Origin of the sequence: Acinetobacter silvestris, from assembly GCF_002135235.1 — a bacterium.
In the GTDB taxonomy this organism is placed as follows: Bacteria; Pseudomonadota; Gammaproteobacteria; order Pseudomonadales; family Moraxellaceae; genus Acinetobacter; species Acinetobacter silvestris.
Map to the genome: position 1 here is coordinate 167,052 of NZ_NEGB01000005.1, position 24,205 is coordinate 191,256.

The 24,205-nt window shown below is 37.7% G+C and carries 27 protein-coding genes; 16 read left to right on the forward strand and 11 right to left on the reverse strand.

Annotated features, from left to right (window positions below):
• Positions 1 to 11 precede the first annotated feature (11 nt).
• The 7 genes from B9T28_RS10010 to B9T28_RS10040 all read left to right on the forward strand — a co-directional run bounded on the left by B9T28_RS10010 (position 12) and on the right by B9T28_RS10040 (position 4,894).
• Entirely contained in the window at positions 12 to 329 is a 318-nt protein-coding gene (locus tag B9T28_RS10010; protein WP_171263505.1) for a Rieske (2Fe-2S) protein, read from the forward strand.
• Between the two features lie 36 nt (positions 330 to 365).
• On the forward strand, positions 366 to 980 hold the full coding sequence (locus B9T28_RS10015; protein WP_086203839.1) for an OB-fold-containig protein: 615 nt from the start codon (positions 366 to 368) through the stop codon (positions 978 to 980).
• A 547-nt stretch (positions 981 to 1,527) separates the two neighbouring features.
• A complete protein-coding gene (gene cydP, locus B9T28_RS10020; protein ID WP_086203840.1) occupies positions 1,528 to 1,719 on the forward strand; it encodes a cytochrome oxidase putative small subunit CydP in 192 nt (63 codons plus the stop codon).
• A complete protein-coding gene (locus tag B9T28_RS10025; protein WP_086203841.1) occupies positions 1,719 to 3,311 on the forward strand; it encodes a cytochrome ubiquinol oxidase subunit I in 1,593 nt (530 codons plus the stop codon). Before cydP ends, B9T28_RS10025 begins: the two co-directional genes overlap by 1 nt.
• Positions 3,312 to 3,313: 2 nt before the next feature.
• Entirely contained in the window at positions 3,314 to 4,459 is a 1,146-nt protein-coding gene (cydB, locus tag B9T28_RS10030) for a cytochrome d ubiquinol oxidase subunit II (RefSeq protein ID WP_086203842.1), read from the forward strand.
• 32 nt (positions 4,460 to 4,491) lie between these two features.
• On the forward strand, positions 4,492 to 4,593 hold the full coding sequence (cydX, locus tag B9T28_RS10035) for a cytochrome bd-I oxidase subunit CydX (RefSeq protein ID WP_002120988.1): 102 nt from the start codon (positions 4,492 to 4,494) through the stop codon (positions 4,591 to 4,593).
• Between the two features lie 4 nt (positions 4,594 to 4,597).
• Positions 4,598 to 4,894 (forward strand): cyd operon YbgE family protein, encoded by a 297-nt coding sequence (locus B9T28_RS10040; RefSeq protein WP_086203957.1) that lies wholly within the window; start codon positions 4,598 to 4,600, stop codon positions 4,892 to 4,894.
• A 196-nt stretch (positions 4,895 to 5,090) separates the two neighbouring features.
• On the opposite strand, the gene B9T28_RS10045 is transcribed toward B9T28_RS10040, so the two are convergent.
• Both B9T28_RS10045 and lpxB read right to left on the reverse strand, forming a co-directional pair.
• Positions 5,091 to 5,519 (reverse strand): GNAT family N-acetyltransferase, encoded by a 429-nt coding sequence (locus B9T28_RS10045; RefSeq protein WP_434057132.1) that lies wholly within the window; start codon positions 5,517 to 5,519, stop codon positions 5,091 to 5,093.
• 151 nt (positions 5,520 to 5,670) lie between these two features.
• On the reverse strand, positions 5,671 to 6,843 hold the full coding sequence (gene lpxB, locus B9T28_RS10050; protein ID WP_086203843.1) for a lipid-A-disaccharide synthase: 1,173 nt from the start codon (positions 6,841 to 6,843) through the stop codon (positions 5,671 to 5,673).
• Between the two features lie 230 nt (positions 6,844 to 7,073).
• Here lpxB and B9T28_RS10055 point away from each other — a divergent pair, with 230 nt between their 5' ends.
• The 3 genes from B9T28_RS10055 to B9T28_RS10065 all read left to right on the forward strand — a co-directional run bounded on the left by B9T28_RS10055 (position 7,074) and on the right by B9T28_RS10065 (position 9,772).
• Positions 7,074 to 7,949 (forward strand): sulfite exporter TauE/SafE family protein, encoded by an 876-nt coding sequence (locus B9T28_RS10055; protein ID WP_086203844.1) that lies wholly within the window; start codon positions 7,074 to 7,076, stop codon positions 7,947 to 7,949.
• A 148-nt stretch (positions 7,950 to 8,097) separates the two neighbouring features.
• Positions 8,098 to 9,189: a 3-deoxy-7-phosphoheptulonate synthase gene (locus tag B9T28_RS10060; protein WP_086203958.1), complete on the forward strand. Its 1,092-nt coding sequence runs from the start codon at positions 8,098 to 8,100 to the stop codon at positions 9,187 to 9,189.
• 58 nt (positions 9,190 to 9,247) lie between these two features.
• Positions 9,248 to 9,772, forward strand: coding sequence for a protein tyrosine phosphatase family protein (locus tag B9T28_RS10065; RefSeq protein WP_086203845.1), 525 nt, complete (start codon positions 9,248 to 9,250; stop codon positions 9,770 to 9,772).
• Positions 9,773 to 9,865: 93 nt separating this feature from the next.
• Here B9T28_RS10065 and ispF read toward each other — a convergent pair whose 3' ends face one another.
• On the reverse strand, positions 9,866 to 10,360 hold the full coding sequence (gene ispF / locus B9T28_RS10070; RefSeq protein ID WP_086203846.1) for a 2-C-methyl-D-erythritol 2,4-cyclodiphosphate synthase: 495 nt from the start codon (positions 10,358 to 10,360) through the stop codon (positions 9,866 to 9,868).
• 100 nt (positions 10,361 to 10,460) lie between these two features.
• Here ispF and B9T28_RS10075 point away from each other — a divergent pair, with 100 nt between their 5' ends.
• Positions 10,461 to 11,114, forward strand: a complete 654-nt coding sequence (locus tag B9T28_RS10075) for an A1S_1983 family putative colistin resistance protein (RefSeq protein ID WP_086203847.1) — start codon at positions 10,461 to 10,463, stop codon at positions 11,112 to 11,114.
• Between the two features lie 52 nt (positions 11,115 to 11,166).
• Here B9T28_RS10075 and B9T28_RS10080 read toward each other — a convergent pair whose 3' ends face one another.
• The 4 genes from B9T28_RS10080 to B9T28_RS10095 all read right to left on the reverse strand — a co-directional run bounded on the left by B9T28_RS10080 (position 11,167) and on the right by B9T28_RS10095 (position 14,858).
• Positions 11,167 to 12,015, reverse strand: coding sequence for a DMT family transporter (locus tag B9T28_RS10080; RefSeq protein ID WP_086203848.1), 849 nt, complete (start codon positions 12,013 to 12,015; stop codon positions 11,167 to 11,169).
• A gap of 75 nt (positions 12,016 to 12,090) precedes the next feature.
• Complete coding sequence (gene fba / locus B9T28_RS10085; RefSeq protein WP_086203849.1) at positions 12,091 to 13,128, reverse strand: class II fructose-bisphosphate aldolase; 1,038 nt, start codon at positions 13,126 to 13,128, stop codon at positions 12,091 to 12,093.
• A gap of 128 nt (positions 13,129 to 13,256) precedes the next feature.
• Positions 13,257 to 13,520, reverse strand: a complete 264-nt coding sequence (locus tag B9T28_RS10090) for a hypothetical protein (RefSeq protein WP_086203959.1) — start codon at positions 13,518 to 13,520, stop codon at positions 13,257 to 13,259.
• Between the two features lie 150 nt (positions 13,521 to 13,670).
• Positions 13,671 to 14,858 (reverse strand): phosphoglycerate kinase, encoded by a 1,188-nt coding sequence (locus tag B9T28_RS10095; protein WP_086203850.1) that lies wholly within the window; start codon positions 14,856 to 14,858, stop codon positions 13,671 to 13,673.
• Between the two features lie 141 nt (positions 14,859 to 14,999).
• On the opposite strand from B9T28_RS10095, the gene B9T28_RS10100 reads away from it, so the two are divergent.
• The 4 genes from B9T28_RS10100 (at position 15,000) to B9T28_RS10115 (ending at position 19,063) form a co-directional block, all read left to right on the forward strand.
• The gene (locus B9T28_RS10100) at positions 15,000 to 15,383 is read left to right on the forward strand and encodes a DUF2237 family protein (RefSeq protein WP_086203851.1); all 384 of its coding nucleotides are present in this window, start codon (positions 15,000 to 15,002) and stop codon (positions 15,381 to 15,383) included.
• Between the two features lie 14 nt (positions 15,384 to 15,397).
• Positions 15,398 to 15,991, forward strand: coding sequence for a Maf family protein (locus B9T28_RS10105; RefSeq protein ID WP_171263506.1), 594 nt, complete (start codon positions 15,398 to 15,400; stop codon positions 15,989 to 15,991).
• A gap of 47 nt (positions 15,992 to 16,038) precedes the next feature.
• Positions 16,039 to 17,205 carry a ribosomal protein uL16 3-hydroxylase gene (locus B9T28_RS10110; protein WP_086203853.1) on the forward strand — a complete coding sequence of 389 codons (1,167 nt, stop codon included), beginning with the start codon at positions 16,039 to 16,041 and terminating at the stop codon, positions 17,203 to 17,205.
• A 187-nt stretch (positions 17,206 to 17,392) separates the two neighbouring features.
• Complete coding sequence (locus tag B9T28_RS10115) at positions 17,393 to 19,063, forward strand: FMN-binding glutamate synthase family protein (RefSeq protein ID WP_086203854.1); 1,671 nt, start codon at positions 17,393 to 17,395, stop codon at positions 19,061 to 19,063.
• Between the two features lie 115 nt (positions 19,064 to 19,178).
• Here the strand turns inward: B9T28_RS10115 and B9T28_RS10120 are convergent, their stop codons facing one another.
• The 4 genes from B9T28_RS10120 to B9T28_RS10135 are packed head-to-tail and all read right to left on the reverse strand — an operon-like array spanning position 19,179 to position 22,894.
• Positions 19,179 to 20,207, reverse strand: coding sequence for an alpha/beta hydrolase (locus tag B9T28_RS10120; protein ID WP_086203855.1), 1,029 nt, complete (start codon positions 20,205 to 20,207; stop codon positions 19,179 to 19,181).
• The gene (locus tag B9T28_RS10125; protein ID WP_086203856.1) at positions 20,208 to 21,338 is read right to left on the reverse strand and encodes a YdcF family protein; all 1,131 of its coding nucleotides are present in this window, start codon (positions 21,336 to 21,338) and stop codon (positions 20,208 to 20,210) included. It lies immediately after the preceding gene.
• 5 nt (positions 21,339 to 21,343) lie between these two features.
• Complete coding sequence (gene murB, locus B9T28_RS10130) at positions 21,344 to 22,378, reverse strand: UDP-N-acetylmuramate dehydrogenase (RefSeq protein WP_086203857.1); 1,035 nt, start codon at positions 22,376 to 22,378, stop codon at positions 21,344 to 21,346.
• Between the two features lie 15 nt (positions 22,379 to 22,393).
• A complete protein-coding gene (locus B9T28_RS10135) occupies positions 22,394 to 22,894 on the reverse strand; it encodes a low molecular weight protein-tyrosine-phosphatase (protein ID WP_086203858.1) in 501 nt (166 codons plus the stop codon).
• 120 nt (positions 22,895 to 23,014) lie between these two features.
• Between B9T28_RS10135 and B9T28_RS10140 the strand changes: the two genes are divergently transcribed.
• A complete protein-coding gene (locus B9T28_RS10140) occupies positions 23,015 to 24,175 on the forward strand; it encodes an iron-containing alcohol dehydrogenase (protein WP_086203859.1) in 1,161 nt (386 codons plus the stop codon).
• The last annotated feature ends 30 nt before the right edge of the window (positions 24,176 to 24,205 follow it).

The following is a 24,205-nucleotide window of genomic DNA, read 5'->3' on the forward strand; positions in this document are numbered from 1 at the left end:
CTAAAATTGCAATGACCGAAGAGATTCCTGAAAGAGAAGCACGTGCTTTTGACACAGATGACGGTAGAACCATTTTTATCACTCAACGTGATGGGGCTTACTATGCTTACAATAATCTTTGCCCGCATCTACAAACTGAATTGGAATTTTTAGAAAATCAGTTTTTAGATCAAGATGGTGAATATATTCAATGTTCAACTCATGGCGCATTATTTAATGTCGAAACGGGTGAATGTATTTCAGGACCTTGCTTAGGTGAAAATCTTGAAAAAATAAATATTAAAGTTCATTCTGATGGTGGAATTTACATCGAAGACTCACCACGATAGGTCTTTAAATTAGACTCAATTGCCTCAAGGACAGCCATGCTAGCGTTTTTTTTAGAACATGACTTAATGCCATTTCATTTAAGTGTCTGTGCTCTAATCTTACTTAGCACGGCTGAAACTATTGGCTATTATATTGGACTTCGCCCCAGCACTTTTTTCAAGCGAATTTCTCCTGATTGGCTCACTCACTCCCCTTTTATCCAAGTAAAGTTTGCCAAAGTTCTGATTGTGGTCTTCTTTTTCATTACCTTTAGTTTTGCTGGATACCTGCTACAACTCATCGTATATGCCAGTCAACATTATTTTTTCGCATGGTATTACATGATTATACCGGCACTGGTTATCGCCATTTTCTTTACGGTATTTATGATTCATTGCTTAGATCAAGTTATTAAACCGCAAGTCATAAAAACTCAAGTCGATCTTTTAGGTCGCTTAGCAACCGTTTCAAGTGGAAATGCTCGTCCAGGTTTTTCAGCGCAAGCTCGCGTTCGTGATGAATTTGGACAACTCCACTACGTTCAAGTTGAACCTGAATTCGGCGAACTCGAATTCCAATCACAAATTATTTTAATTCGCTTTAGTAAATCTCATTACATTGCAAAAAATATTTCAAAATCGAACCATCTTTTTAGCTCAGAGCAATTTTAAATAAACACAAAAATAAACAAACCAAGTCCAACATTTAGCTCTCATTCAAAAATATCATTTCAGTCAACCTAGTGTTTGCCAGCTCTGTACAAAAGTATTATTTCCTAATAATCAATCAAAGCTCATAGCTATTCCTTCATCAATATAAATGGCATATTTAAAAATCGTCCGTGCCATTTACTGACTAAAAATCTTTACAATTTATCGCACTAAACGACTTGAATTAAAAATTATAACCAACTAATTTACTATGAATACTTTACGAAAAAACCAAACAAAATTTTATTAAAATATTCAATCCATATTAATTCAGTTGGTTTATTTTAAATAAACAATACCAATTTAGTTGGTTTATTTCTTAATAATCACAACTGTTTTAATCAACTTTAAAACAGCATAAACCTAGATTATTTTTATTTAATTAAACAACTAACATGCTGTTTATAAATAAAATAATAATATATTTTTATTTTAATTGTTTTATCTGTTTATTTTATGTCTAATTTTGTTTAATAATATAAAAGAAGCTAAATAATAGGCTTATCTTATGAGCTTAAAATCCAACGATATAAATCGTCGTCTTGTTAAAGAAATCACAATCATATTAATAATTAAGATTGTGATTTTATTAACCATCAAGCATATCTGGTTTGATGCGCCAACGATCCCTAAAAATTTTGACAATCAAGTTGCTGAGCATATTGCTGGCAATCCTTCCCAAATCAAGGAGACACGTTGATGATTTCTGAAAGCGTGGTCGATCTTTCGCGGTTCCAATTTGCAATGACCGCGATGTATCACTTTTTATTTGTACCACTGACTTTAGGTCTGGCTTTTATTCTTGCCATTATGGAAACCACATATGTGATTTCTGGTAAAGAAATTTATAAAGATATGACCAAATTTTGGGGAAAACTTTTTGGTATTAACTTTGCTTTAGGTGTAACCACGGGTTTAACCATGGAGTTCCAGTTTGGTACAAACTGGGCGTATTACTCACATTATGTCGGTGATATTTTTGGCGCACCACTGGCGATTGAAGGCTTAATGGCCTTCTTCCTAGAATCAACCTTTATTGGTTTATTCTTTTTTGGCTGGGATCGCCTTTCTAAAGTTCAACATTTGGGTGTAACGTGGTTAGTTGCCATTGGTTCGAATTTATCCGCCTTGTGGATTTTAGTCGCCAATGCGTGGATGCAAAACCCAGTGGGTTCGGCATTTAACTTTGAAACCATGCGTATGGAACTGGTTGACTTTGGTGCGCTCATTTTTAACCCTGTTGCGCAAGTTAAATTTGTACATACCGTCTCTGCAGGCTATGTAACGGGTGCCATTTTTGTATTGGCTATTTCAAGTTATTACTTACTTAAAAAACAAGACTTACCCTTTGCCCGTCGTTCATTCGCAATCGCCGCAATCTTTGGCTTAGCGTCTACACTATCGGTTATTTTACTGGGTGATGAATCTGGTTACGAATTGGGTGATGTTCAAAAAACCAAACTTGCTGCGATTGAAGCAGAATGGGATACCCATCCTGCGCCTGCACCTTTTACTTTATTTGGTATTCCAAACCAAGAAGAAATGCGTACTGACCATGCCATCCGTATTCCTTATGTCATGGGCATCATTGCAACACGCTCTTTAGACAAAGAAGTCATGGGGCTTAAAGACCTCATGGTTCAACACGAGATTCGTATTCGTAATGGTATGTTGGCATATAGCGAACTAGAAAAACTTCGTGCAGGCGACCGCTCTCCTGAACTTATGGCATCATTCTCTGAGAACCAAAAAGATTTAGGTTATGGCTTACTTCTTAAAAAATATACTCCGAATGTTGTAGATGCATCTGAAGAACACATTAAAGCGGCAACCAAAGATACCATTCCAAATGTAACAGCTCTGTTCTTTTCATTCCGTGCCATGGTTGCTTCTGGCTTCTTGATGTTACTTCTGTTCATTCTTGCAACCTATGCAGTGGCTAAACGCAATGCAGAAAATAAACCGTGGTTGCTCAAATTTGCCTTATTTGCTCTACCATTACCTTGGATCGCAGCGCAAACAGGTTGGTATGTCGCTGAAGGTGGTCGTCAACCTTGGTCTATTGGTGAAATACTCCCGACACACTTATCTGCCTCTAGCTTAAGCACGGGTGATGTGTGGGGCTCAATCATTGCACTTGCAGCGTTCTATACGGTACTTCTCATTATCGAAATGTATTTGATGATCAAATTCTCGCGTTTAGGCCCAAGTTCGCTACATACGGGTAAATATCATTTCGAAAAATTAGCTGCAAAAGATCATACCCATCACGCTAAAGTTGAGGAGTCTTAATCATGATCGAATATGAACTTCTCAAAATCATCTGGTGGGTGTTGGTTGGTGTATTACTGATTGGTTTTGCACTCACAGATGGTTTTGATATGGGCTCAATGGCACTCATGCCATTTGTAGGCAAAACAGATGATGAACGCCGTGCTGCAATCAATACGATTGCACCACACTGGGAAGGCAACCAAGTTTGGTTCGTGACTGCTGGCGGTGCACTTTTCGCCGCATGGCCAATGGTCTATGCCACTGCTTTCTCTGGCATGTACTGGGCACTATTACTAGTCTTATTTGCACTATTTTTACGACCTGTAGGTTTTGATTACCGCTCTAAACTACAAAATACTCAATGGCGTACTTCATGGGATTGGGGCTTAGCAATTGGTGGTGCTGTTCCTGCATTAGTGTTTGGTGTCGCATTTGGCAACATGTTCCTTGGCGTACCTTTTACTTTAGATGAAACGGTTCGCTCAACCTACACAGGTAGCTTCTTTGCCCTACTCAATCCATTTGCTTTAGTTTGTGGTTTAGTCAGTTTATCTATGCTATGTGCACATGGTGGTGCATGGTTAATGCTGCGTACCGATGGTGTGTTACGTCAACGCTCTGCCAAAGCAACACAACTAATGGGAATCATCTTTTTAGTCTGTTTCTTAGGTGCTGGTGCTTGGTTGTATTTCGGCGGTATTCAAGGTTATACCTTAGTACAACCTTTTGATACCAATGGTGTCGCGAATCCATTAGCAAAACAAGTACTCACCAATGCAAACCCAGGTTGGATGAATAACTATTCAACTTATCCAATCACTATGCTCGCTCCAATTGCAGCAACCTTAGGTGGATTACTGATTGTCTTTGCCGCAGCTAAAAATAAAGCAGGACTGAGTTTTACAGGCTCGACTCTAGCGGTCACAGGTTCAATCTTAACCGCTGGTTTTGCACTGTTCCCGTTCCTCATGCCATCAAGTATTAATCCAACTGTCAGCTTAACCATGTGGGATGCTGTTTCAAGTAAAAATACACTTACAGTAATGACCGTTGTGGCCGGTATTTTTGTGCCAATTATTATCGCTTACACTACTTGGTGCTACTATAAAATGTGGGGTGTCATTACCAACAAGCACATTCAAGATAACTCACACAGCCTTTACTAAGGTTGTGTTTACAAGAAATAAGGAGAATAGTTATGTGGTATTTCGCTTGGATTCTTGGCATCTTGATGGCATGTTTTGCGGGTGTACTCAGCGCCCTCTACATTGAGCATCATCAAGATTTAGATGAGGAATAAGACCATGACAGAAGTCGCAATGACAACAAAAGAAAAGAAGCCGAATAAATTTGCAATGGCCATTTCGTTTTTGATGGCATTGCCACTGGCTGCGGTATTATTAATCCATCCAAGTCTGATGCTTGATGTTCATGGTCACTATAATCATAGTGCCTTAATGATGATCATGATTGGTATTTCAGGTGGATTCATACACGGCGTAGGATTTCTGCCTAGGTTTTGGTTATGGAAATGGTTATTTAGTCCCTATATTGCATGGCCACTCATGCTTTGGGGTTATTACACTTGGTTCTTTACCTAATAAACCACCTTATCTTTAAGCCCTCAAAATGAGGGCTTATTTAATTATTGATTTTTTAATTTTAAACTCTACCCAACGACTCATTAAATATATAACACTCGAACTGCATCATTATTATTGATCATTTATTTAAAGCTATAGAATGATTGATCTTCTAAAAAATTATACCAACCAATTACTTAATTACACCCGAAATTTATATTACTACGGATTTCTTCATTTTAATCAAATGTAAGTCCACAATGGGCTGACCCACATTTGCATCGACTGGATAAGCTTCTATCTCACCCGTTTGTACATAACCACGACGTTCATAATATTCAATTAACTCATTACGAACATTGAGCACCCACATCACATAATAGTTTAATTCTGCTTGCTGCTGTTTTACATAAGCCTGAGAATAGCTCTCCGCATACGCTAAAACATGCTTACCTATGCCTTGATTCTGCCAATGTGGTGCTATACAAAAAGTACCTATTTCAAACTCTAAGTTAAGATATGTCAAACCAATACAAGCAATGATGGTTTTCTTATCCTTACTTTGTATTTCAGCGATTAAGAGTTGATTATTCTGTTGCTTGATTAAGTCTTCTAATTGCTGTTGCTGGATACGATCACCCACCACAATATGTGATTCACTAGTCCAGCTTTGCCCTGAATTTTAACGATAGGCAGAATTAATCAATGGAACCAATTCTGGAATATCTGATGTAGTTCCAATTCTAAACTCTAGTTTTTGCATAATAAATCCATTTATCCCAACGACTTTTAGGTTACTGGACAAGGCCTAAAATTGCCTGAACGGGATCTTCACTATTACCTGCCAATAACTTCTTATGCATGGTAATCAATTGCATCACTTGAATTTGTGAGGTTTCGATATTCATCAACTTTTCAATTTCCGCAGCTAATTTTTCAGGGGTTGCATCACTTTGAATTAATTCTTGAATCACTTTTTTACCAGCAATAATATTTGGTAAAGAGTAATACTGAATTTTGACCAATAATTTCGCAATAATATAAGTCAACCAATTAAGCTGATAAAAAGTCACCATTGGTCTATGGAGTAGCATCGCTTCTAATGTCGCCGTGCCAGATGCCAAAGCGACAATGTTCGCAGCGTTCATGACCTGACGACCGATTTTAGATTCTTTATCTGAGTTTTCCATTAAGCGAATTTTAGCAACCAAACTTGCAGGACATTGTTTTAGCAAATCTTCAATTTGTAGTTTTCGAGCATCATTAATGGCTGGAATTAAAAACTCATATTCAGGATATTTTTTATGAATAATGGCTGCTGCATCTAAAACCAAAGGACCAAGTCGTTCAACTTCTCCACGACGACTTCCTGGCAATAAGGCAATATGCTTTTGATTCACATCTAAACCTAATTCTAGTTTCGCATCATGAACTGGGTTCTGTAAGGGCAATTGACTGGCCAAAGGATGTCCAACAAAAGCAGCTGGTACTGCAAACCGTTGATAAAATGATTTTTCAAATGGGAATAGGCATAACACTAAATCAATCGAAGCTTTAATACCATGTACGCGCCCCTGACGCCAAGCCCATACCGATGGACTCACATATTGCACAGTTTTAATCGGCAAATGATTTTGCTTAATACTTTTAGCAAGACGTAAATTAAAATCAGGTGCATCAATACCAATAAAAATATCGACTGGATTTGCGGTCCATTTTTCTACCAAACCATCACGTACAGCAAATAACTTTTTAATATCTTTAAGGACTTCAACAATCCCCATCACCGATAAAATATCCATGGGATAGTAGCTTATAAATCCTTCAGCGATCATTTGAGGACCACCAATCCCCTCAAATTCAACCTCAATACCTTGCTCGCGAAAACTTCGAATTAGCTTTGCTCCCAATGTATCACCAGAAACTTCGCCCACCACCATTCCAATTTTAAGCTTTCGATTTTGCAAGACTTAAGTCCCCTAGAAATTCCAAGCCATCTTAGCATAATCCATCCTGGCTTAAAGTTGTATTTCTAGATAAGCCTCACCCTGAAAAATTTATAGTACCCAAAAGCAAGAATAAATACGAACCGATTTACTTTAGCATTTTTTAGAATAAGTAAATCAACAATCAAGACAACCACTTATATGAAAAAGTCATAAGATAAGTCTGATTTTGATATTTGGCATTTTAAGTCATGTTTGGTCCAATGGAATTTATTTTAGCAGGCGTTTTAGTCGGTTTTTGCGTAGGTATTACTGGAGTTGGCGGAGGATCTTTAATGACCCCTATTCTAATCAGCCTATTCAAAATAGAACCCCATATTGCCATTGGTACCGACTTATTATATGCCGCGATCTCAAAATTTTGCGGTTCAATGGTACATGCCAAAAAACTCAATATTGTTTGGCCTATCGTAATTTGGTTGGCATTGGGTAGTATTCCCGCGTCATTAATGACCCATTGGATTTTAGATCATTATTTAAGCCAATCGAGTCATTACAAAGCAGTACTCACCACTGTTCTTGGGTTTATGCTGACATTAACCGGCCTTTCCATCATGTTCCGCGTCCATATCGAACGGTTTTTTAGTCGTTTCCGCCAAACTAGCGATCTGGAGCAAACACCAAAATTTGATATTGAAGGTAAACGCATATATGTGGTGATTATGGGGTTTACTCTCGGTGTGTTAGTAACCTTATCTTCAGTTGGCGCAGGCGCTTTTGGTATCATGGCACTGATCCTCATGTTCCCAAACTTACCCATGATCCGTATTATCGGTTCAGATGTGGTACATGCAGTATTACTGACCTCAGTCGCGGGCTTTGCGCACATGAGTTCTGGAAATGTTGATTTTCACTTACTTGGATGGTTATTAATGGGCTCAATTCCTGCCATTATTATTGGTACATTGATCAGCTCACACTTACCAGAAAGAATGATTCGTAAGATTTTAGGGATTACTTTATTTGCCCTAGGTATCAATTTTATTCTCCACCCAGTGAAAACCAAACCCATAGAAAAACCACACACAGTTCAACTCATCAGTACGGAAAAATCATTCCATGTATAACTTAAACGATCTTATCTCCAATATTTCACGATTTTATTGATGTTTTATATAGATTTTATTGATGTTATCTATAGCAATAACTCAATCAAATCGTGTTATATTCGGACAACTATAAATACTTTCGTATGATCCAATACCAGTGACGGCAATGAATACAGTAAAGTCAAATCCTATTACTCAATCAGATATTGATGACGTGAATGTACAGAGCATTCAACCGCTTGTAACTCCAGCTGAACTTAAAGCTGAACTTCCTTTAAATGAAAAGGCCTATCAAACTGTGCTGCATGGTCGTGAAACTGTGCGCAATATTTTAGATGGCAATGACAAACGTCTTTTCGTTGTGATTGGGCCATGCTCTATTCATGACATTGCGGCTGCCCATGATTATGCAGATCGCCTCAAAGTTTTAAGTGAAAAAGTAAAAGATACGCTATTCATTATTATGCGTGTTTATTTTGAAAAACCACGTACAACCGTTGGTTGGAAAGGTTTAATTAATGATCCTGACATGAATGACTCTTTCAACATTGAAAAAGGTCTTCGTTTAGGTCGTAAACTTTTATTAGAGTTAAATGATAAGGGTTTACCATGTGCAACTGAAGCACTTGACCCAAACTCACCACAATATTATCAAGATTTAATTTCATGGTCTGCGATTGGCGCTCGTACTACGGAAAGTCAAACACATCGTGAAATGTCTTCTGGTCTATCTTCACCTGTTGGCTTTAAAAATGGTACAGATGGCGGTTTAACCGTTGCAACCAATGCTATGCAATCAGTTAAACATGGTCATAGTTTCCTTGGTCTAAATAACGAAGGTCAAGTTTCTGTTATTCGCACCAATGGTAATCCTTATGCACACGTCGTTTTACGTGGTGGTAATGGCAAACCAAACTATGATGCTGGCTCTGTTGCAGATGCTGAAAATGCTTTAGCCAAAGCTAAAGTTAGCAATAAAATTATGATTGATACGAGTCACGCCAATTCCAACAAAGACCCCTACTTACAACCGCTTGTTCTGAAAAACATCACAGAACAAATTTTGGAGGGGAATAAGTCTATCGTTGGTATTATGGTTGAAAGCCATATTAAAGGCGGTCGCCAAGATATTCCTGAAAACCTTGCTGATTTAGAGTATGGCAAATCAGTAACTGATGGTTGTATCGACTGGGAAACTACTGAAAAAGCATTATTGGAAATGGATCTTGCTTTAAAAGAAGTCTTACCAAAACGATAAGATAATAACGAACGCCATCCTTCGTGATGGCGTTTTTATTTAAAGATTGACAATTATTATGAATGATATCGAAACAGAATTAACACAAATCCCGAATTTTCAGTTTATCCATGAGCACTTGTATAGTTCTGGACAACCTACGGCTGAACAGTTCAAACATATCAAAGAATACGGTGTGGACACTGTGATTAATCTCGCATTTACTGATGCAGATTCGCACTTACAACATGAAGATAAAATTTGTGCTGAACTGGGTTTAAATTACATTCAATTGCCCATTTTATGGGAAACACCTGCTGATGATCAATGCCTCTTTATTTTAGATTTGCTTGCTCATTTAGTTCAAAATAAAATGGTCTGGATACATAGCAACCAAAATAGATCTGTCAGCAGTTTAATCTATTTATATCGTCAATATTTTCTTGATATGGATATGCCGTCAGCACAAGAACTCATGCATCAAATATGGGAACCCAATGAAACTTGGACCGGTTTGATTTATGCAGTGAGTTTACAACTGCAAGGGCGTAAAGCAACACAAGACTTACAACAGTCTTTAATGCATGTTGATCAGTTTGCATAAATGCCCCGTGATTTTAGATACAACCAAAATCACTTTTGCATCCCTTCACCCAAAAGCATCTCAAATTAGCCCTATAAAGGGCTAGTGTTAAAGTTACTTTTTAACCTGATGAGAAATTAACACGGTCGCTGTCGCTAAAATCCCTTCTTGCCTACCCGTAAAACCCAACTGTTCGGTTGTGGTTGCTTTAATACTAATTTGTGTTACATCGACCTCTAAAACATCAGCGATACTTTGGCGCATTGCTAAATTATGTTTTGCTAATTTTGGTCGCTCACACGCAACTGTCATATCAGCATTATTCAAAATATAACCACGATCCAAAATCAGTTGATACACATGTTTTAATAATTTTCGACTATCTGCACCTTTAAACTCAGGATCAGTATCAGGAAAATGCTGTCCAATATCACCTAAAGCCAAAGCACCTAACAATGCATCACATAGTGCATGTAATACCACATCACCATCAGAGTGCGCTTTTAAGCCCTGTGTATGTGGAATTTTAACCCCTGCCAAAGTCACAAAATCACCTTGTTCAAAGGCGTGTACATCCATTCCTTGTCCAATACGGATTTGAGCGATCACTTTAGGCTCCTTTATACAGTTTTTAAATTTGAAAATGTTGTATTCATACTTTCTATTTCGCTATAGTACGCATGCAAGCATTATGAAAGTATAAGCGATCATGTTGTTGAAAACCGAGATTAATCTGATTAAAAATATCGTTAAAGTTCTATGGCTAGGCTATTTGGGAATGAGTGCTGCGTATGCTCAACCAATCCAATGCGACCAAGAAAAATTGTCGCCTAGTCTTAAAAAACTCTGCCATGACGATTTAAAACCATTACGTCATAAATTTAATGAAAAATATCTTACCGCTTTTCTCATTACTGATGCGCCCACACGCCTAGTGGAAGATACCAATACACTTTGGCTCAACCATATTCAACAATGTAAAAATATACAATGCTATAAACAACAATTTGATTTACGTCTTGAAGATTTGAATTTTTATAGCTCTATGAACCAAAGTCTGACTCAACATTTTATTAAATATGAAAATGGTAAAATTGCTAAACAGCCTGTGCACGTACAAGTTCATCAACTCACTAAAGAGCGAGTCAAAATCGAAGGCATTGCTTACCGCAATCCGAACAATCGCACAGAAACACAAACGGTCTCCTTACTGGCCTACACTACAGCCAATAAAAAAAATGAAATTACAGACAATGAGCATGACTGTAAATATCAATTAAATTTCCAAAAAGCCCTTTTAGTAATTAAAACCAATCAAAAAGGTTGTGAACGTTTCGTTGGTACTTATCGCTTGTATGACTAACAGGGTAATGACTCTTGTGAAACTTTTTAGAAGATAGTTTTTATCTTATGTTTTAAGCCAAAGCCAAACAAATCACACCAATCAATCCGAATATAAGACTCAAAGCTGTCAGGATTTTGAATTTTTCTTTAAATATGAGTAATCCTGCAACAACACCGAATAATACAACTAAAATATTCATTCCTGCAAAAACCACTGCCGGTGAATCTTTAAATAACATATGTGCATTCACATACAGTGCAATATTCGCGAAGTTTAAACAACCTAAAGCGAATCCAGCCCAGACATTCTGTAACTTCCATCCAGTTTGAGTAACCACTAAATACAGCATAGAAAAAATAAAAGAGCAACCAAACATTAAGTTTAGAGTCACTGGAAATTGCAGCCCTAAATTCGTTGTATACTTCAACAAAATATCAATCAATGCATAACCGCCCCACACACTCAACAAATAAGCACTACCATTACCTTTTTGTCCTTGTTTTGATGTGGTAGCTTGCGAAAATAATAAACATAACACTGCACCAATACCAAGCATTACACCCAATATTTTAAATAGGTTAAATTGTTCTTGAAATAGCAAATATGCAGCCAACAACGATAAAACCACAGATAAGCGCTGTGCAATCTCTGTTTTTAAAATACCCGCTGTTTGTAATGATTTAGTAAGGGCTAGAAAGATACTCGGAAGAATTATTCCTAATACAACAATCAGCCACCATGGTGTATCAGAAAGTGTAATATGAGCTAAATCGGGCTTGAACCAGAAAAATGATAAAATACTGGCAACCGCATAATTCCATGCAATCATTTGTAATGCATCAAAACCGTTCGCCTTACAAAACTTCAAGAGTATTGAGACCAGCACACTACACATTGCTGCTGCAAATATTAGTTCCATCTATTACCCTACTTTAAGCATAAGAAAAAAACCCGCAATAAATGCGGGCTTTTGATTATAGATAACCTTTAACGATTATTTATAACGACTCACCATTTTCTCTAAAGAAATAGGACGAATCTTGTCTGCATGACCTGCTGTACCAAATGATGTATAACGATCTACACAAATTTGTTTCATTGCATCAACTGTTGCAGCGAAGAATTTACGTGGATCAAATTCACTTGGTTTTTCAGCCATCATACGGCGCATTGCACCTGTAGATGCTAAGCGTAAATCTGTATCAATGTTAATCTTACGCACACCGTGCTTAATTGCTTCAACCAATTGCTCAACAGGCACACCATAAGTTTCGCCAATTTCGCCGCCATATTGGTTAATAATCGCTAACCATTCTTGTGGCACAGAGCTTGAACCGTGCATTACAAGATGTGTGTTTGGCAATGCTGCATGAATTTCTTTAATGCGATCAATGGCTAAAATATCGCCTGTAGGTGGGCGTGTGAATTTGTATGCACCGTGTGAAGTACCCACTGCAATTGCCAAAGCATCCACATTGGTATCGGCAACAAACTGAGTTGCTTCTTCTACAGATGTAAGCAGTTGAGAATGATCGAGTACGCCTTCTGCGCCAACACCATCTTCTTCACCTGCCATACCTGTTTCAAGGCTACCCAAACAACCAATTTCACCTTCAACAGAAACACCACATGCATGTGCTAGAGCAACAGTACGACGTGTAACGTCTACATTATATTCATATGAAGTTGGTGTTTTACCATCTGCACCCAATGAACCATCCATCATAACTGATGAAAAGCCCAACTGAATCGAGCGTTGGCATACATCTGGATCTGTACCATGATCTTGATGCATCACCACTGGAATATGTGGCCATTCTTCAATCGCAGCCAAAATTAAATGGCGTAAAAATGGAGCACCTGCGTATTTACGCGCACCCGCAGAAGCTTGTACGATCACAGGTGAATTTGTTTCATCCGCGGCTAACATAATTGCGCGCATTTGTTCTAAATTGTTTACGTTAAATGCTGGTACGCCGTAGTTGTATTCGCCGGCGTGATCCAAGAGCTGGCGCAATGAAATAAGAGCCATAATGTCCTCCCAGGTAATGCCCCGTATTCTACATGTGGATTTATTTCAATTCAGCAACAATATGTACTTTTTCAAAAAAAATCCCTGCTTTCGCGGAGACTTTTAACAAAATACAACAATTACTCAAATTATTGCGCTTTGGATGCTTCTACTTCAGTTGCAGGTGTAGCAACATCAGTAGCTACATTGGCTTTTTCGGCAGAAATATCTATGTTTTTTTCATCCAAAACTGGCTTATCAATCGCATCAATAGCTGCCTGCTGTTCTGGCGTTACCACTGTAGGCTCACTCATCGTTGTTTGTTCTGAAGCAGGTGCTTTTTCTTGTTTAGAACATGCTGTAAGTGCTAAAGGAGTAATAATCAGTGCCGCAAAGATCAATTTAAAATTCATTACATCATTCACATTGGAGATTCATTAGCGATGAGTTTATTGCAGTAATATTTCATTTTTATTACTTAGCCATGAATCAAATAATCTCCACAACAAAAAAAAGGCCAACATCAAGTCAGCCTTTTTTATAATTACCTTAAAAACAGATAATTATGCGCGTTCTAACAATACCGCAACTGCAGGAAGTGTCTTACCTTCTACAAATTCAAGGAATGCACCACCACCCGTAGAAATATAACCAATTTTGTCAGCTACATCATATTTATCAATTGCGGCTAAAGTATCACCACCACCGGCGATAGAAAAACCTTGAGACTCAGCAATTGCCAATGAAAGTGTTTTTGTTCCTTCGCCAAATTGATCGACTTCAAATACACCTACTGGACCATTCCAAAGTATTGTTTTTGAAATTTTTAAGATTTCAGCAAATGCTTTTGCAGTTTCTGGACCAACATCCAGAATCATATCGTTGTCTGCAACATCAGCAACATTCTTAATTACGGCTTTGGCTTTTGTTAAAGAACCTAAGAAATCTGAAAAATCAATTTCAGCAGCATCAGCCACAACAACATCCGTTGGAAGTGGTACAGATACTTTTGCAGCAATCGCCTTTGCTGTATCTAATAAATCAGCTTCATACAGTGATTTACCGACATTGAAGCCTGCTGCTGCAAGGAAGGTATTGGCAATTCCGCCACCCACGATCAATTGATCACAAATTGTAGCAAGAGACGTTAATACATCTAATTTCGTCGATACTTTAGAACCTGCAACAATTGCAACCATTGGCTTTTCAGGCGTTTGTAATGCACGACCAAGTGCATCTAATTCAGCCGCAAGTAAAGGACCTGCTGCGGCAATTTGAGCATAACGCGCAACACCTTCAGTCGAAGCTTCTGCACGATGTGCTGTACCAAATGCATCCATTACAAATACATCGCAAAGTGCGGCATATTTCTGTGCAAGTTCTGGATTATTTTTCTTTTCACCAACATTAAAACGACAGTTTTCAAGCAAAACCACTTGACCTGCAACAACTTCAACGCCATCTAAATAATCAGTTAATAATTTAACATCTTGACCTAGAGCTTCGGTCAAATAAGCAGCCACAGGAGCAAGTGATTGTTCCGCTTTTGGTTCACCTTCAACTGGACGACCTAAGTGAGAATACACCATCACTGCCGCACCTTTTGCAAGCGCAGCTTTAATGGTTGGTAATGCTGCACGTAAACGAGCATCACTGGTAATCACACCATTTTTAACAGGAACGTTTAAGTCTTCACGAATAAGTACACGCTTACCTGTTAAATCAAGGTCAGTCATACGCTGAAAATTCATGGATTGCTCACTTTATAGATATTAAAAATCGCGTAGATTCTAAATGATTACTGAAAAAAAGGTTAGCTTCTTTGAAAGAAAAGCTGTAGAAATATTGAGTTTTGATTATCATAGTCTCAAACTTATTCATCTTGTGTGCTTATGTCATTTCATCCAGATCCAAAAATCAACGGTTTAAATGTTTTAGGTGAGCCTTTGGCGAGCTGTTGTTTCTCTCCTATTACTGGCTATTTTCGTAATGGCTTTTGCCACACCGCACCTTCAGACTTAGGTCAACACACTATTTGTGTCGAAATGACCTCGGAATTTCTCAATTACTCACAGAAAGTGGGCAATGATTTAATTACCCCACTGCCTGAACATAACTTCCACGGCTTACAACCGGGAGATTTTTGGTGTCTATGTGTCACGCGTTGGGTTGAGGCATATCAAGCAGGTATGGCACCCAATGTAAAACTACAAGCTTGTCATCAGGCTGTATTATCTTATGTACCGTTAGATATTTTAATGGAATATGCGGTTTAATGACTGATTGCAAAGTGAATAATCCAAAAATAATTTTGGCATCATCAAGCCGAACCCGTCAGGATTTAATGAACCGTTTAGGTTTGAAATATCATTGTATTTCACCTGAAATTGATGAATCTCCTCGTGGTGAAACTCATGCAGATGATTTAGCTAAAAGATTGGCTTTTGAAAAAGCATATTTAATAGCTCAAGATCATCCCAATGCCATTGTTATAGGTTCTGACCAAGTTGCTTGGCGTGAACATATGCCACATGAATTTATTGGTAAACCCCTGACAATTGAAAATGCCATTCTACAATTACAAGCCAATTCAGGTCAGAATGTGTATTTCAGCACTGCTTTGAGTGTACAGCATCTTGCTTCAGGTTTTGAGCAGACTTTAATCGAGCATTATCACGTCAAATTCAGAGATTTAACTTTAGCTGAAATTGAACGTTATATTGAGATTGATCAACCTTTACATTGTGCCGGTAGCTTTAAATGTGAAAGCTTAGGCATCAGCTTATTTGAGCACATGATTGGTCAAGATCAAACCACGTTAATGGGTATGCCAATGATTCAATTGTGTCATATTTTACGCCAACTCGAAATTCAACTCCCTTAAATTTAGTGTTTGCATTAAATTAACCCAAATTTACTTAGGCTATTTCCATGTCCCAACCTATCGACGTTTTAGGCGGTATTACCGCAGAGCAATTCCTTTCAGAATACTGGCAAAAAAAACCATTATTGGTTCGCAATGCACTACCTGAGATCGCCAATATTTTAGAACCTAATGATGTTATGGAGTTGGCACTCGATGAAAATGTCACAGCCCGTTTAATTAAACAAAAAGATAAAGACCCAAATCAGTGGACTGTTAAAACATCACCACTAATTAAAGGTGATTTCCAAAAAATGCCAAAACTATGGACATTACTGGTTCAAGCGATTGATCATTATTCTTTTGATCTAGCTGAAATGTGGAAAAAATTTCCTTTTATTCCACAATGGCGCCGTGACGATATTATGGTGTCTTATGCCCCTAAAGGTGGCTCAGTCGGTAAACATTTCGATTTTTACGATGTCTTTCTAGTGCAAGGTTATGGACACCGTCGTTGGCAGTTGGGGCAAATGTGCGATGCTGACACTGATTTTATTGCAGGACAGCCTTTAAAATTACTCCCTGAAATAGATGTAAATTTTGATGAAGTTTTGGCACCTGGCGATTTTCTCTATGTGCCACCAGGGTTATCACATTATGGTGTTGCTGAAGATGATTGCCTAACCTACTCATTAGGTTTCCGCATGCCAAACATTTCTGACATGATGGATCGTGTCAGCGAAAAATTTGCTACAAATACAATACTTCGTAACCCACTATTGGACATTGCCCGCACCAACCCAACTCAAGTTGGTGAAATGACTCCCCAAGAATTAAGCTATTTAAAAGCTGAATTACTTGCTCACCTACAAGATTCTAGCATTTTAGATGATGCTATTATGAGTTTAATGGCTGAATCAAAGTATCCAGAAAATATTCCTGAAGTAGATGAAATTGGGACAGGCGATTTAGAAGCAGCACTAGATCAAGGCTATTTATTAATGCTAGAACCTGCTTCGCGCTTACTGTATACCGAACAGGAACATGAATTATTGTTTTGGGCAAATGGTGAGGCGATTTGTATTTCTAAAGCATTTACACCAATTTTAAAAGCAATTGCAGACGGCCAGGCGATCTTGCTGGATGCTAAACTAGCAAACGAAGACATTCTTGAAGATATTGCTCATCTACTCAATGAATCTATTTTAATGCTATTACCACCAGTAGAAGAATAGTTCCATCAGATTCGAATGATCTAAATTCTAATTTGGATCATTCGAATCTTCTTAATATAAAAAATCAGTCTTCAATTTTGCATAATTAAAAACAATTCTCAATACCAACAAATCATTACTTGAGCTTACTCAGCATTATTGGCAACGTAAGTTTATATATTTTAATTCATTGGAAAATCACACAACAATGGCCAGCCCCTCTCAAGCAGTCAGAAGTCGACTTTTAAATACTTTTTTTTCAAGATTCTCCATTTGGTTCACTTGTATTTTTATCGCAATTTATTTGACATGGATTATTTTCTTTACTGAATCCCATTTTATTTATTATTTTTTTTCCGACACTATCTTAAATCTTATTTGGCTCATTAGCACCTTACTCAGCTTAGTCGGTTTATTCGATGTCTTACAAAATAAACATGCCATTCTAAGAAATTATCCGATTATGGGACATTTCCGTTTTTTCTTTGAAAGTTTTCGTCCTGAAATTCGCCAGTATTTCATTGAATCAGATAACGATGCCTTACCTTTCTCTCGTTCACAACGGAGTTTGGTTTATCAACGCGCAAAGAATGAAAATGCTGATAAACCTTTTGGATCAATTATTGATGTCTATCAAGAAGATTACCGCTTTTTGACACATTCCTTATCTCCATGTGCACCTGCTGACATTAAAACATTCCGTATTCATATTGGAAATGAACAATGTGCTCAACCTTATAGCGCCTCAATTATGAATATTTCAGCAATGAGCTTTGGGAGCTTAAGCGCTAATGCGATTCTTGCACTGAATAAAGGTGCAGAAATGGGAGGCTTTTACCATGACACAGGTGAAGGCAGTTTAAGCCCATATCACTTAGAAAATAATGGTGATATCGTTTGGGAGATTGGTAGTGGTTATTTTGGTTGTCGAACTTTAGATGGACAATTTGATCCAGACAAGTTTGCTCAACAAGCAATTTTACCTCAAATTAAGATGATTGAAATTAAGCTTTCCCAAGGTGCTAAACCTGGTCATGGTGGTATTTTACCTAAAAATAAAATCAGCGATGAAATTGCACAAATACGCGGTGTGAGCCAAGATGAAGATTGTGTTTCTCCAGCGAAACATTCTGCTTTTACTACTCCCATAGAAATGATGCAGTTTATTCAAAAATTACGAGATCTTTCTGAAGGAAAACCGGTCGGTTTTAAACTCTGTATCGGACAGCCTTGGCAATTTATGAGCATTGTCAAAGCAATGTTAGATACTCAAATCTTTCCTGATTTTATCGTTATCGATGGTTCTGAAGGTGGAACAGGTGCAGCGCCTATTGAGCTTATTGACCACATGGGTACGCCATTACGTGAAGGTTTATTATTTGTGCATAATACACTCGTAGGCGCAGGTCTTCGAGATAAAATAAAAGTCGGTGCAAGTGGTAAAATCATTAGTGCTTTTGATATTGCCAGTACTATGGCCATTGGCGCAGATTGGGTCAATTCTGCACGTGGATTCATGTTTGCAGTTGGTTGTATTCAAGCGCAAAGTTGTCACACCAATCAATGTCCAGTCGGTGTTGCCACACAAGATAAAGAGCGCCAAAAAGCCATTGATATACCGACCAAAGCAGATCGGGTTTTTAATTTTCAAAAAAACACCTTAAAAGCACTGGCTGAAATGATAGCAGCAGCAGGTTTACAACACCCTGCTGAGATCAAAGCCCATCATTTAGCCCAACGCATTAATGACCGAGAAATTAAAAATTATGCACAATTACACTTTTGGTTAAAAGATGGTGAACTACTCAATTGTGAACATAAAGATGAAGAAAATTTTTATTTTAGAATGTGGAATTTAGCTCAATTAGATCGATTTTAACTATCAGGAATGAACACTGGCAAGCTAAGATCACTTCAAGATGATATGGCTTGCCAGTCTTTTATAAAAAAATTCACTTAATAATCTTCTTGAATTTTTAAATACAGATGATTTTTTAATAATAATCACCGCTGGATTGTGCATGGAGAAATGCAGGAATTAATCCAGTCAAAGCCGCACGTATATCTGCCCGCTCATTAATCAATTGATGAGAACCCTCTTCTAACATCAACAACGTCTGTAATCTAAATTTACGACGAATAAAATCAATGTTGTAACGCCAATCCACAGTTTGATCTTGCGCACCTTGTGCTAACCATACCGGAATTCGACAAGGTGGATAATTTTCCATTTCTTGCATCCATTTTGACATTGCAAGAATCCAATCCATTCCCATCATCCGAGGTTGTAATGGATCTTTTAAACGTACAAATCTTAAAAACTCAGGGTTATGGTTATTTCGTCTAAAATGGCGCGGTACTTCACGCTTAATTCGACGAATAATCCCCAAACCAATAGAGTTATGCCACCATGCCGATTTGGCTGGGCGTACCAATGGAGACAATAAAAGTACGCGCTCCACAATGGGATTTTCACGGCGCTGTGCATATTCCAATAAATGATGCATCCAGATTGCACCGCCTGTACTTTGCCCAATTCCTACCCACGGTTTAGGCAGTTGGTTTGCATTTTTAACATATTGATAGACTGCATGCAGAACGTCTTGATAATGGTCAAAACTTTGAATATTTGCAGGAGAACCATCGGTTAAACCATGGCCCGGTAAATCATATGTCAGAACACTAAAGCCCTGCTCTAAAAGTTCTTTGACGATGGGCTGATAAATTCCGCTATGTTCTAAATAACCATGCAATAGACAAACCGTGCCTTTACTTTTTTCAATTTTCGGCTGGAATACGTGTACATGCAATTTAAACAGCGGCATTTTGATATAGCCTTGCCAGTGCTCACAATTAAGTTGATCAAAACCATACAATCGGCAATAGGCTTGAATTTCTCGTGATGGAATAAATACTCGATTTAAATTTAAAGGTTCTAATAATTGTGGTGTTACATCCCGACTTGGTACGGGTAAATCAAGCTGCTTTAAAATAACTGGATTTAAAAAAGGAATATCTGACATTTATGGTACCTCCCTACAACCGCTGGTTCCAAAAAGTACATCACGTATGGTCGCAAGCATTTCATAATTTGCTCTACGACTATGGTCATAATTCAATTTGCTTGGTTTCCATTCGGTTAATTGGGTCGGCATTGGTGCTTCAACCGCAATTGTTTCGACACCGTTAAGAGCAAATAAACGCCGTGTTCTGGGCATATGATATCGATCAGTCACCAATAACACAGTCGGCGCGCCGCCTTTTTTTTGTAAAAGTAATGAACTAAATCTGGTGTTTTCACAGGTATTCATACTACTATTTTCTAATAAGTTGGCATCAACTCCACGCGCATTTAACCATTTTTGCATATAAGGTGCTTCCACACCACTCAATACGATCGGAAGCTTGGTTGCTTTTCGAATCTTTAACGTAGTTTCTAATCGTAATCTTGTATAGTCATTTACAATAATATCTTTTTGATTTTTATCCAGTGTCAAACCACCACCTACGACAACAATGGCATAAGGTTGTGACAACGTCCGTTTTTTATCTTCATTTTGATTCTGTATTAATGCAATATCTTTATAAACTTGTTGATCTACAGATAACTGTTCAGCACTTTCAGCTATTTGATAGCTTTTTAAAAAATGCACATACTTATCCATTAACGCTTTATCATCATCACTATTTTGCGTTAAAAGTTCAGCCACATCTATTTTAGCAAAAGTCGCTTGAACTTCCGATGTCGCATTTTCAGGCTTAAGCATTAGAGGAATATGAGGCTTTTCTTGTGACTCATCTTCCTCTGCTTGTTCTTTTTGAATATCTGCTTGCAACACTTTATAACGGGCTTGAATCAATGCTAACGCTTGTGAATTCTGATGCTTAATTGCATCTTCAACCACCGTAAGATACGCTTGTCGAGCAATCCATTCATCCGACCCTGGTTCTAAGTCTTCAGTATCTGTTAAAGACGCCATTTGCTGGCTTTTAGCGGCAACTCGATTAACTTCTATAGGTACAAATTGATCTAAAGCTTTAACAATTAAGTTTGAATAAAACGGCGTATACCAGAAAACCACCAGACATGCCAAAAGTACAAATAATATTGCCGCCATTCGTACCAATTTGATCATCCAATGCAGCTTTCGCATAAACCTTAACTCAAATGTGATTGTATTAAACCGACTTCATTAAATAATACAGGTTCAGGTTCTAATAAAATATTAAATTTTTTAAATACATCGTGTTGAACAGCGTGATAAGTCGCTTGCACTTCTTTCAATGTTGCATCTGCATAATTCACAAGAACCAAAGCTTGCTTATCAAACATTCCGACTTGAGCCAGTTTTTTTCCTTTCCAACCAGACTGATCAATCAACCAACCTGCTGCAATTTTAACACAACCATGATTTTGTGGATAATGCGGAATACTAGGTGCATCAATCATAATTTTCTGCAAATCATGTTCAGAAATAATCGGATTTTTGAAAAAGCTCCCCACATTTGGAAACTCTTGAGGATCTGGAAGTTTACTTTGACGAATGCGAATCACTTGTTCTTGTAAATTTTTTGCCGTGAGTTCATCCATCATTGCAGTTTTTAAATCGCCATAATTCATTTTCAAATCTGGCGTTTTAAGCAGTTTAAAGACCACATGGCTAATTACATAACGGTTTGGATTAGTTTTAAAAATACTATGCCGATAAGCAAAATCACAATCTTCCATCTGAATAGTCGTGAACTGATTTAAATGACGATCATATACATCGACAGATTCAATAAATTCTCCCACTTCTACACCATAGGCACCAATATTTTGCACAGGTGAAGCGCCAACCAACCCAGGAATCAAGGCTAAATTTTGTAAACCATACAACTGCTGATCTGTAGTCCATAACACAAAGTCATGCCAAACTTGTCCTGCACCCACCTTAATGGTTTTGGTTAACTCATCTTCAGCTAAAAATTCAATGCCCTGAATATCCATGTGCATGACCAAAGCATGCAATTGTTGTGGCAATAACATATTACTGCCACCCGATAAAATAAGAATATTTAACTGTTGTGTTTGTGCAAAATGAATAGCATCCACGACATCATCTGTAGAATGAATTTTGACATAATGTGAAGCTATCGCATCTAAATTTAAAGTATTAAAAGGTCTAAGCTGAACCTGTTGCTGAATATTCATCATGTTCCTTTTATTTTACTGTAAATGTTGCTTAAAAATATTCACCCAAGCTATGCTACTAGACTCGCACTGATCCAACACCTGTTCAAATCCATCATCGCCACCATAATAAGGATCAGGTAATGCTTGTTTTGGATAGCTCAGATCATGTTCGCTCATCAAAGCAACTCTGGCACGGATGTGCTTCATTTCATGCTTTGCTTGTTGCATTAAAGCTTGAATTTCACTTAAATTTTCAAAATCCATAGCCAAAATTAAATCAAACTCCACAAAGTCCGCTATTTTTAGCTGCCGTGCACGCAAAGAAGATAAATCATAACCCCGTCTTAATGCGTGTTTTTGACTGCGTAAGTCAGGTGCTTTATTGGGATGATAATTACTTGTTCCAGCGGAATCGATAAAAATAGCCAGTTGCTGCCTGTCACAATAATGTCGCAAAACGACTTCAGCCGTGGGTGAACGACATATATTTCCTAAACACACACATAACACCTTGTATGGCGTTTTGGACGGCATAACAACCTCAAAAGTTCATTTCTTTTCAAGGCTGTTATGTTAAGTTATTTACAAGGCGAATCCTATAGAACTACAAAACAATAATGTTTAATTTACGATGAAAGATTAAGGAAAATACATATGAGCCACTTTCAATTCCAAACTGTTTCTAACATCATTTCTGGTCTAGGCTCTATTCAAGAACTCAAAACAATTTTTACGCAACAATCTTATAAAAAAATATTAATTGTGACTGATGCCGGCATGATTCGACATCAATTGCATCTTCCTATTATTGATATACTTGATCAAATCAAACTACCTGTTGTGATTTATGCAGATGTTCAAGCAGATCCATCTGAAGCAATCATTTTACAAGCTGTAGCATTCGCCAAGTCGGAACAAGTCGATGCCATTATTGGATTTGGGGGTGGCAGTTCAATGGATGTCGCAAAAGTCATTGCCATACTTGCAGACCCACGACAAACACAACCAATTCAAGCACTTTATGGTGTAAATAATGCCAAACGACCTCGCCTACCATTGATTCTCATTCCAACAACAGCAGGAACGGGTTCAGAAGTTACACCTATTGCAATTGTCACTACTGGTGAAACCACAAAAACAGGCATTGTATCTCCAGTACTTTATGCCGATGTTACTATTTTGGATGCAAACTTCACCCAAGGATTACCTGCACATATCACCGCTGCAACTGGCATTGATGCGATGGTGCATGCAATAGAAGCCTATACCTCTAAAATAAAAAAGAATTTTTATACGGATATGCTCGCAAAACAAGCCTTAAAATTACTGCATAAAAATTTAAAACTGGTTCTGAAAGATGGTTCAAATTTAGAAGCACGGCAAAATATGCTCTTAGGCTCTATGCTTGCAGGACAGGCTTTTGCCAACGCACCTGTTGGCGCTGTACATGCATTAGCCTATCCACTCGGTGGGCATTTTCATCTGTCTCATGGTCATACCAATGCACTGGTTTTAGTTGAAGTCATGAAATTTAATATGTCAGAAGCAAAACAACATTATGCTGAGCTGATGCAATGTATTAACCCCTTTAGCCAAGGCAGTATCGATGGCTTATCTGATTTATTTATTGACCATATGCAACAGCATTTAGCAGAAAGTGGATTAACTTTAAAACTCAAAGATCTTCATGTACCTAAAGGTCACTTAGAAATTTTGGCACAAGATGCCATGCTCCAAACACGCTTACTGCAAAATAATCCCCGTGAATTAGTACATGCGGATGCATTAAATATTTATCGCGCTATTTATGAATAGCCTTTTATAATATCCACATATAAAAATTTA

What these genes read in the sequence shown, in the direction of transcription:
- B9T28_RS10010 (WP_171263505.1), top strand. Translation starts at nt 12, where the DNA reads ATGACCGAAGAGATTCCTGAAAGAGAAGCACGTGCTTTTGACACAGAT.
- B9T28_RS10015 (WP_086203839.1), top strand. Translation starts at nt 366, where the DNA reads ATGCTAGCGTTTTTTTTAGAACATGACTTAATGCCATTTCATTTAAGT.
- cydP (WP_086203840.1), top strand. Translation starts at nt 1,528, where the DNA reads ATGAGCTTAAAATCCAACGATATAAATCGTCGTCTTGTTAAAGAAATC.
- B9T28_RS10025 (WP_086203841.1), top strand. Translation starts at nt 1,719, where the DNA reads ATGATTTCTGAAAGCGTGGTCGATCTTTCGCGGTTCCAATTTGCAATG.
- cydB (WP_086203842.1), top strand. Translation starts at nt 3,314, where the DNA reads ATGATCGAATATGAACTTCTCAAAATCATCTGGTGGGTGTTGGTTGGT.
- cydX (WP_002120988.1), top strand. Translation starts at nt 4,492, where the DNA reads ATGTGGTATTTCGCTTGGATTCTTGGCATCTTGATGGCATGTTTTGCG.
- B9T28_RS10040 (WP_086203957.1), top strand. Translation starts at nt 4,598, where the DNA reads ATGACAGAAGTCGCAATGACAACAAAAGAAAAGAAGCCGAATAAATTT.
- B9T28_RS10055 (WP_086203844.1), top strand. Translation starts at nt 7,074, where the DNA reads ATGTTTGGTCCAATGGAATTTATTTTAGCAGGCGTTTTAGTCGGTTTT.
- B9T28_RS10060 (WP_086203958.1), top strand. Translation starts at nt 8,098, where the DNA reads ATGAATACAGTAAAGTCAAATCCTATTACTCAATCAGATATTGATGAC.
- B9T28_RS10065 (WP_086203845.1), top strand. Translation starts at nt 9,248, where the DNA reads ATGAATGATATCGAAACAGAATTAACACAAATCCCGAATTTTCAGTTT.
- B9T28_RS10075 (WP_086203847.1), top strand. Translation starts at nt 10,461, where the DNA reads ATGTTGTTGAAAACCGAGATTAATCTGATTAAAAATATCGTTAAAGTT.
- B9T28_RS10080 (WP_086203848.1), bottom strand. Translation starts at nt 12,015, where the DNA reads ATGGAACTAATATTTGCAGCAGCAATGTGTAGTGTGCTGGTCTCAATA.
- fba (WP_086203849.1), bottom strand. Translation starts at nt 13,128, where the DNA reads ATGGCTCTTATTTCATTGCGCCAGCTCTTGGATCACGCCGGCGAATAC.
- B9T28_RS10090 (WP_086203959.1), bottom strand. Translation starts at nt 13,520, where the DNA reads ATGAATTTTAAATTGATCTTTGCGGCACTGATTATTACTCCTTTAGCA.
- B9T28_RS10095 (WP_086203850.1), bottom strand. Translation starts at nt 14,858, where the DNA reads ATGAATTTTCAGCGTATGACTGACCTTGATTTAACAGGTAAGCGTGTA.
- B9T28_RS10100 (WP_086203851.1), top strand. Translation starts at nt 15,000, where the DNA reads ATGTCATTTCATCCAGATCCAAAAATCAACGGTTTAAATGTTTTAGGT.
- B9T28_RS10110 (WP_086203853.1), top strand. Translation starts at nt 16,039, where the DNA reads ATGTCCCAACCTATCGACGTTTTAGGCGGTATTACCGCAGAGCAATTC.
- B9T28_RS10115 (WP_086203854.1), top strand. Translation starts at nt 17,393, where the DNA reads ATGGCCAGCCCCTCTCAAGCAGTCAGAAGTCGACTTTTAAATACTTTT.
- B9T28_RS10120 (WP_086203855.1), bottom strand. Translation starts at nt 20,207, where the DNA reads ATGTCAGATATTCCTTTTTTAAATCCAGTTATTTTAAAGCAGCTTGAT.
- B9T28_RS10125 (WP_086203856.1), bottom strand. Translation starts at nt 21,338, where the DNA reads ATGCGAAAGCTGCATTGGATGATCAAATTGGTACGAATGGCGGCAATA.
- murB (WP_086203857.1), bottom strand. Translation starts at nt 22,378, where the DNA reads ATGAATATTCAGCAACAGGTTCAGCTTAGACCTTTTAATACTTTAAAT.
- B9T28_RS10135 (WP_086203858.1), bottom strand. Translation starts at nt 22,894, where the DNA reads ATGCCGTCCAAAACGCCATACAAGGTGTTATGTGTGTGTTTAGGAAAT.
- B9T28_RS10140 (WP_086203859.1), top strand. Translation starts at nt 23,015, where the DNA reads ATGAGCCACTTTCAATTCCAAACTGTTTCTAACATCATTTCTGGTCTA.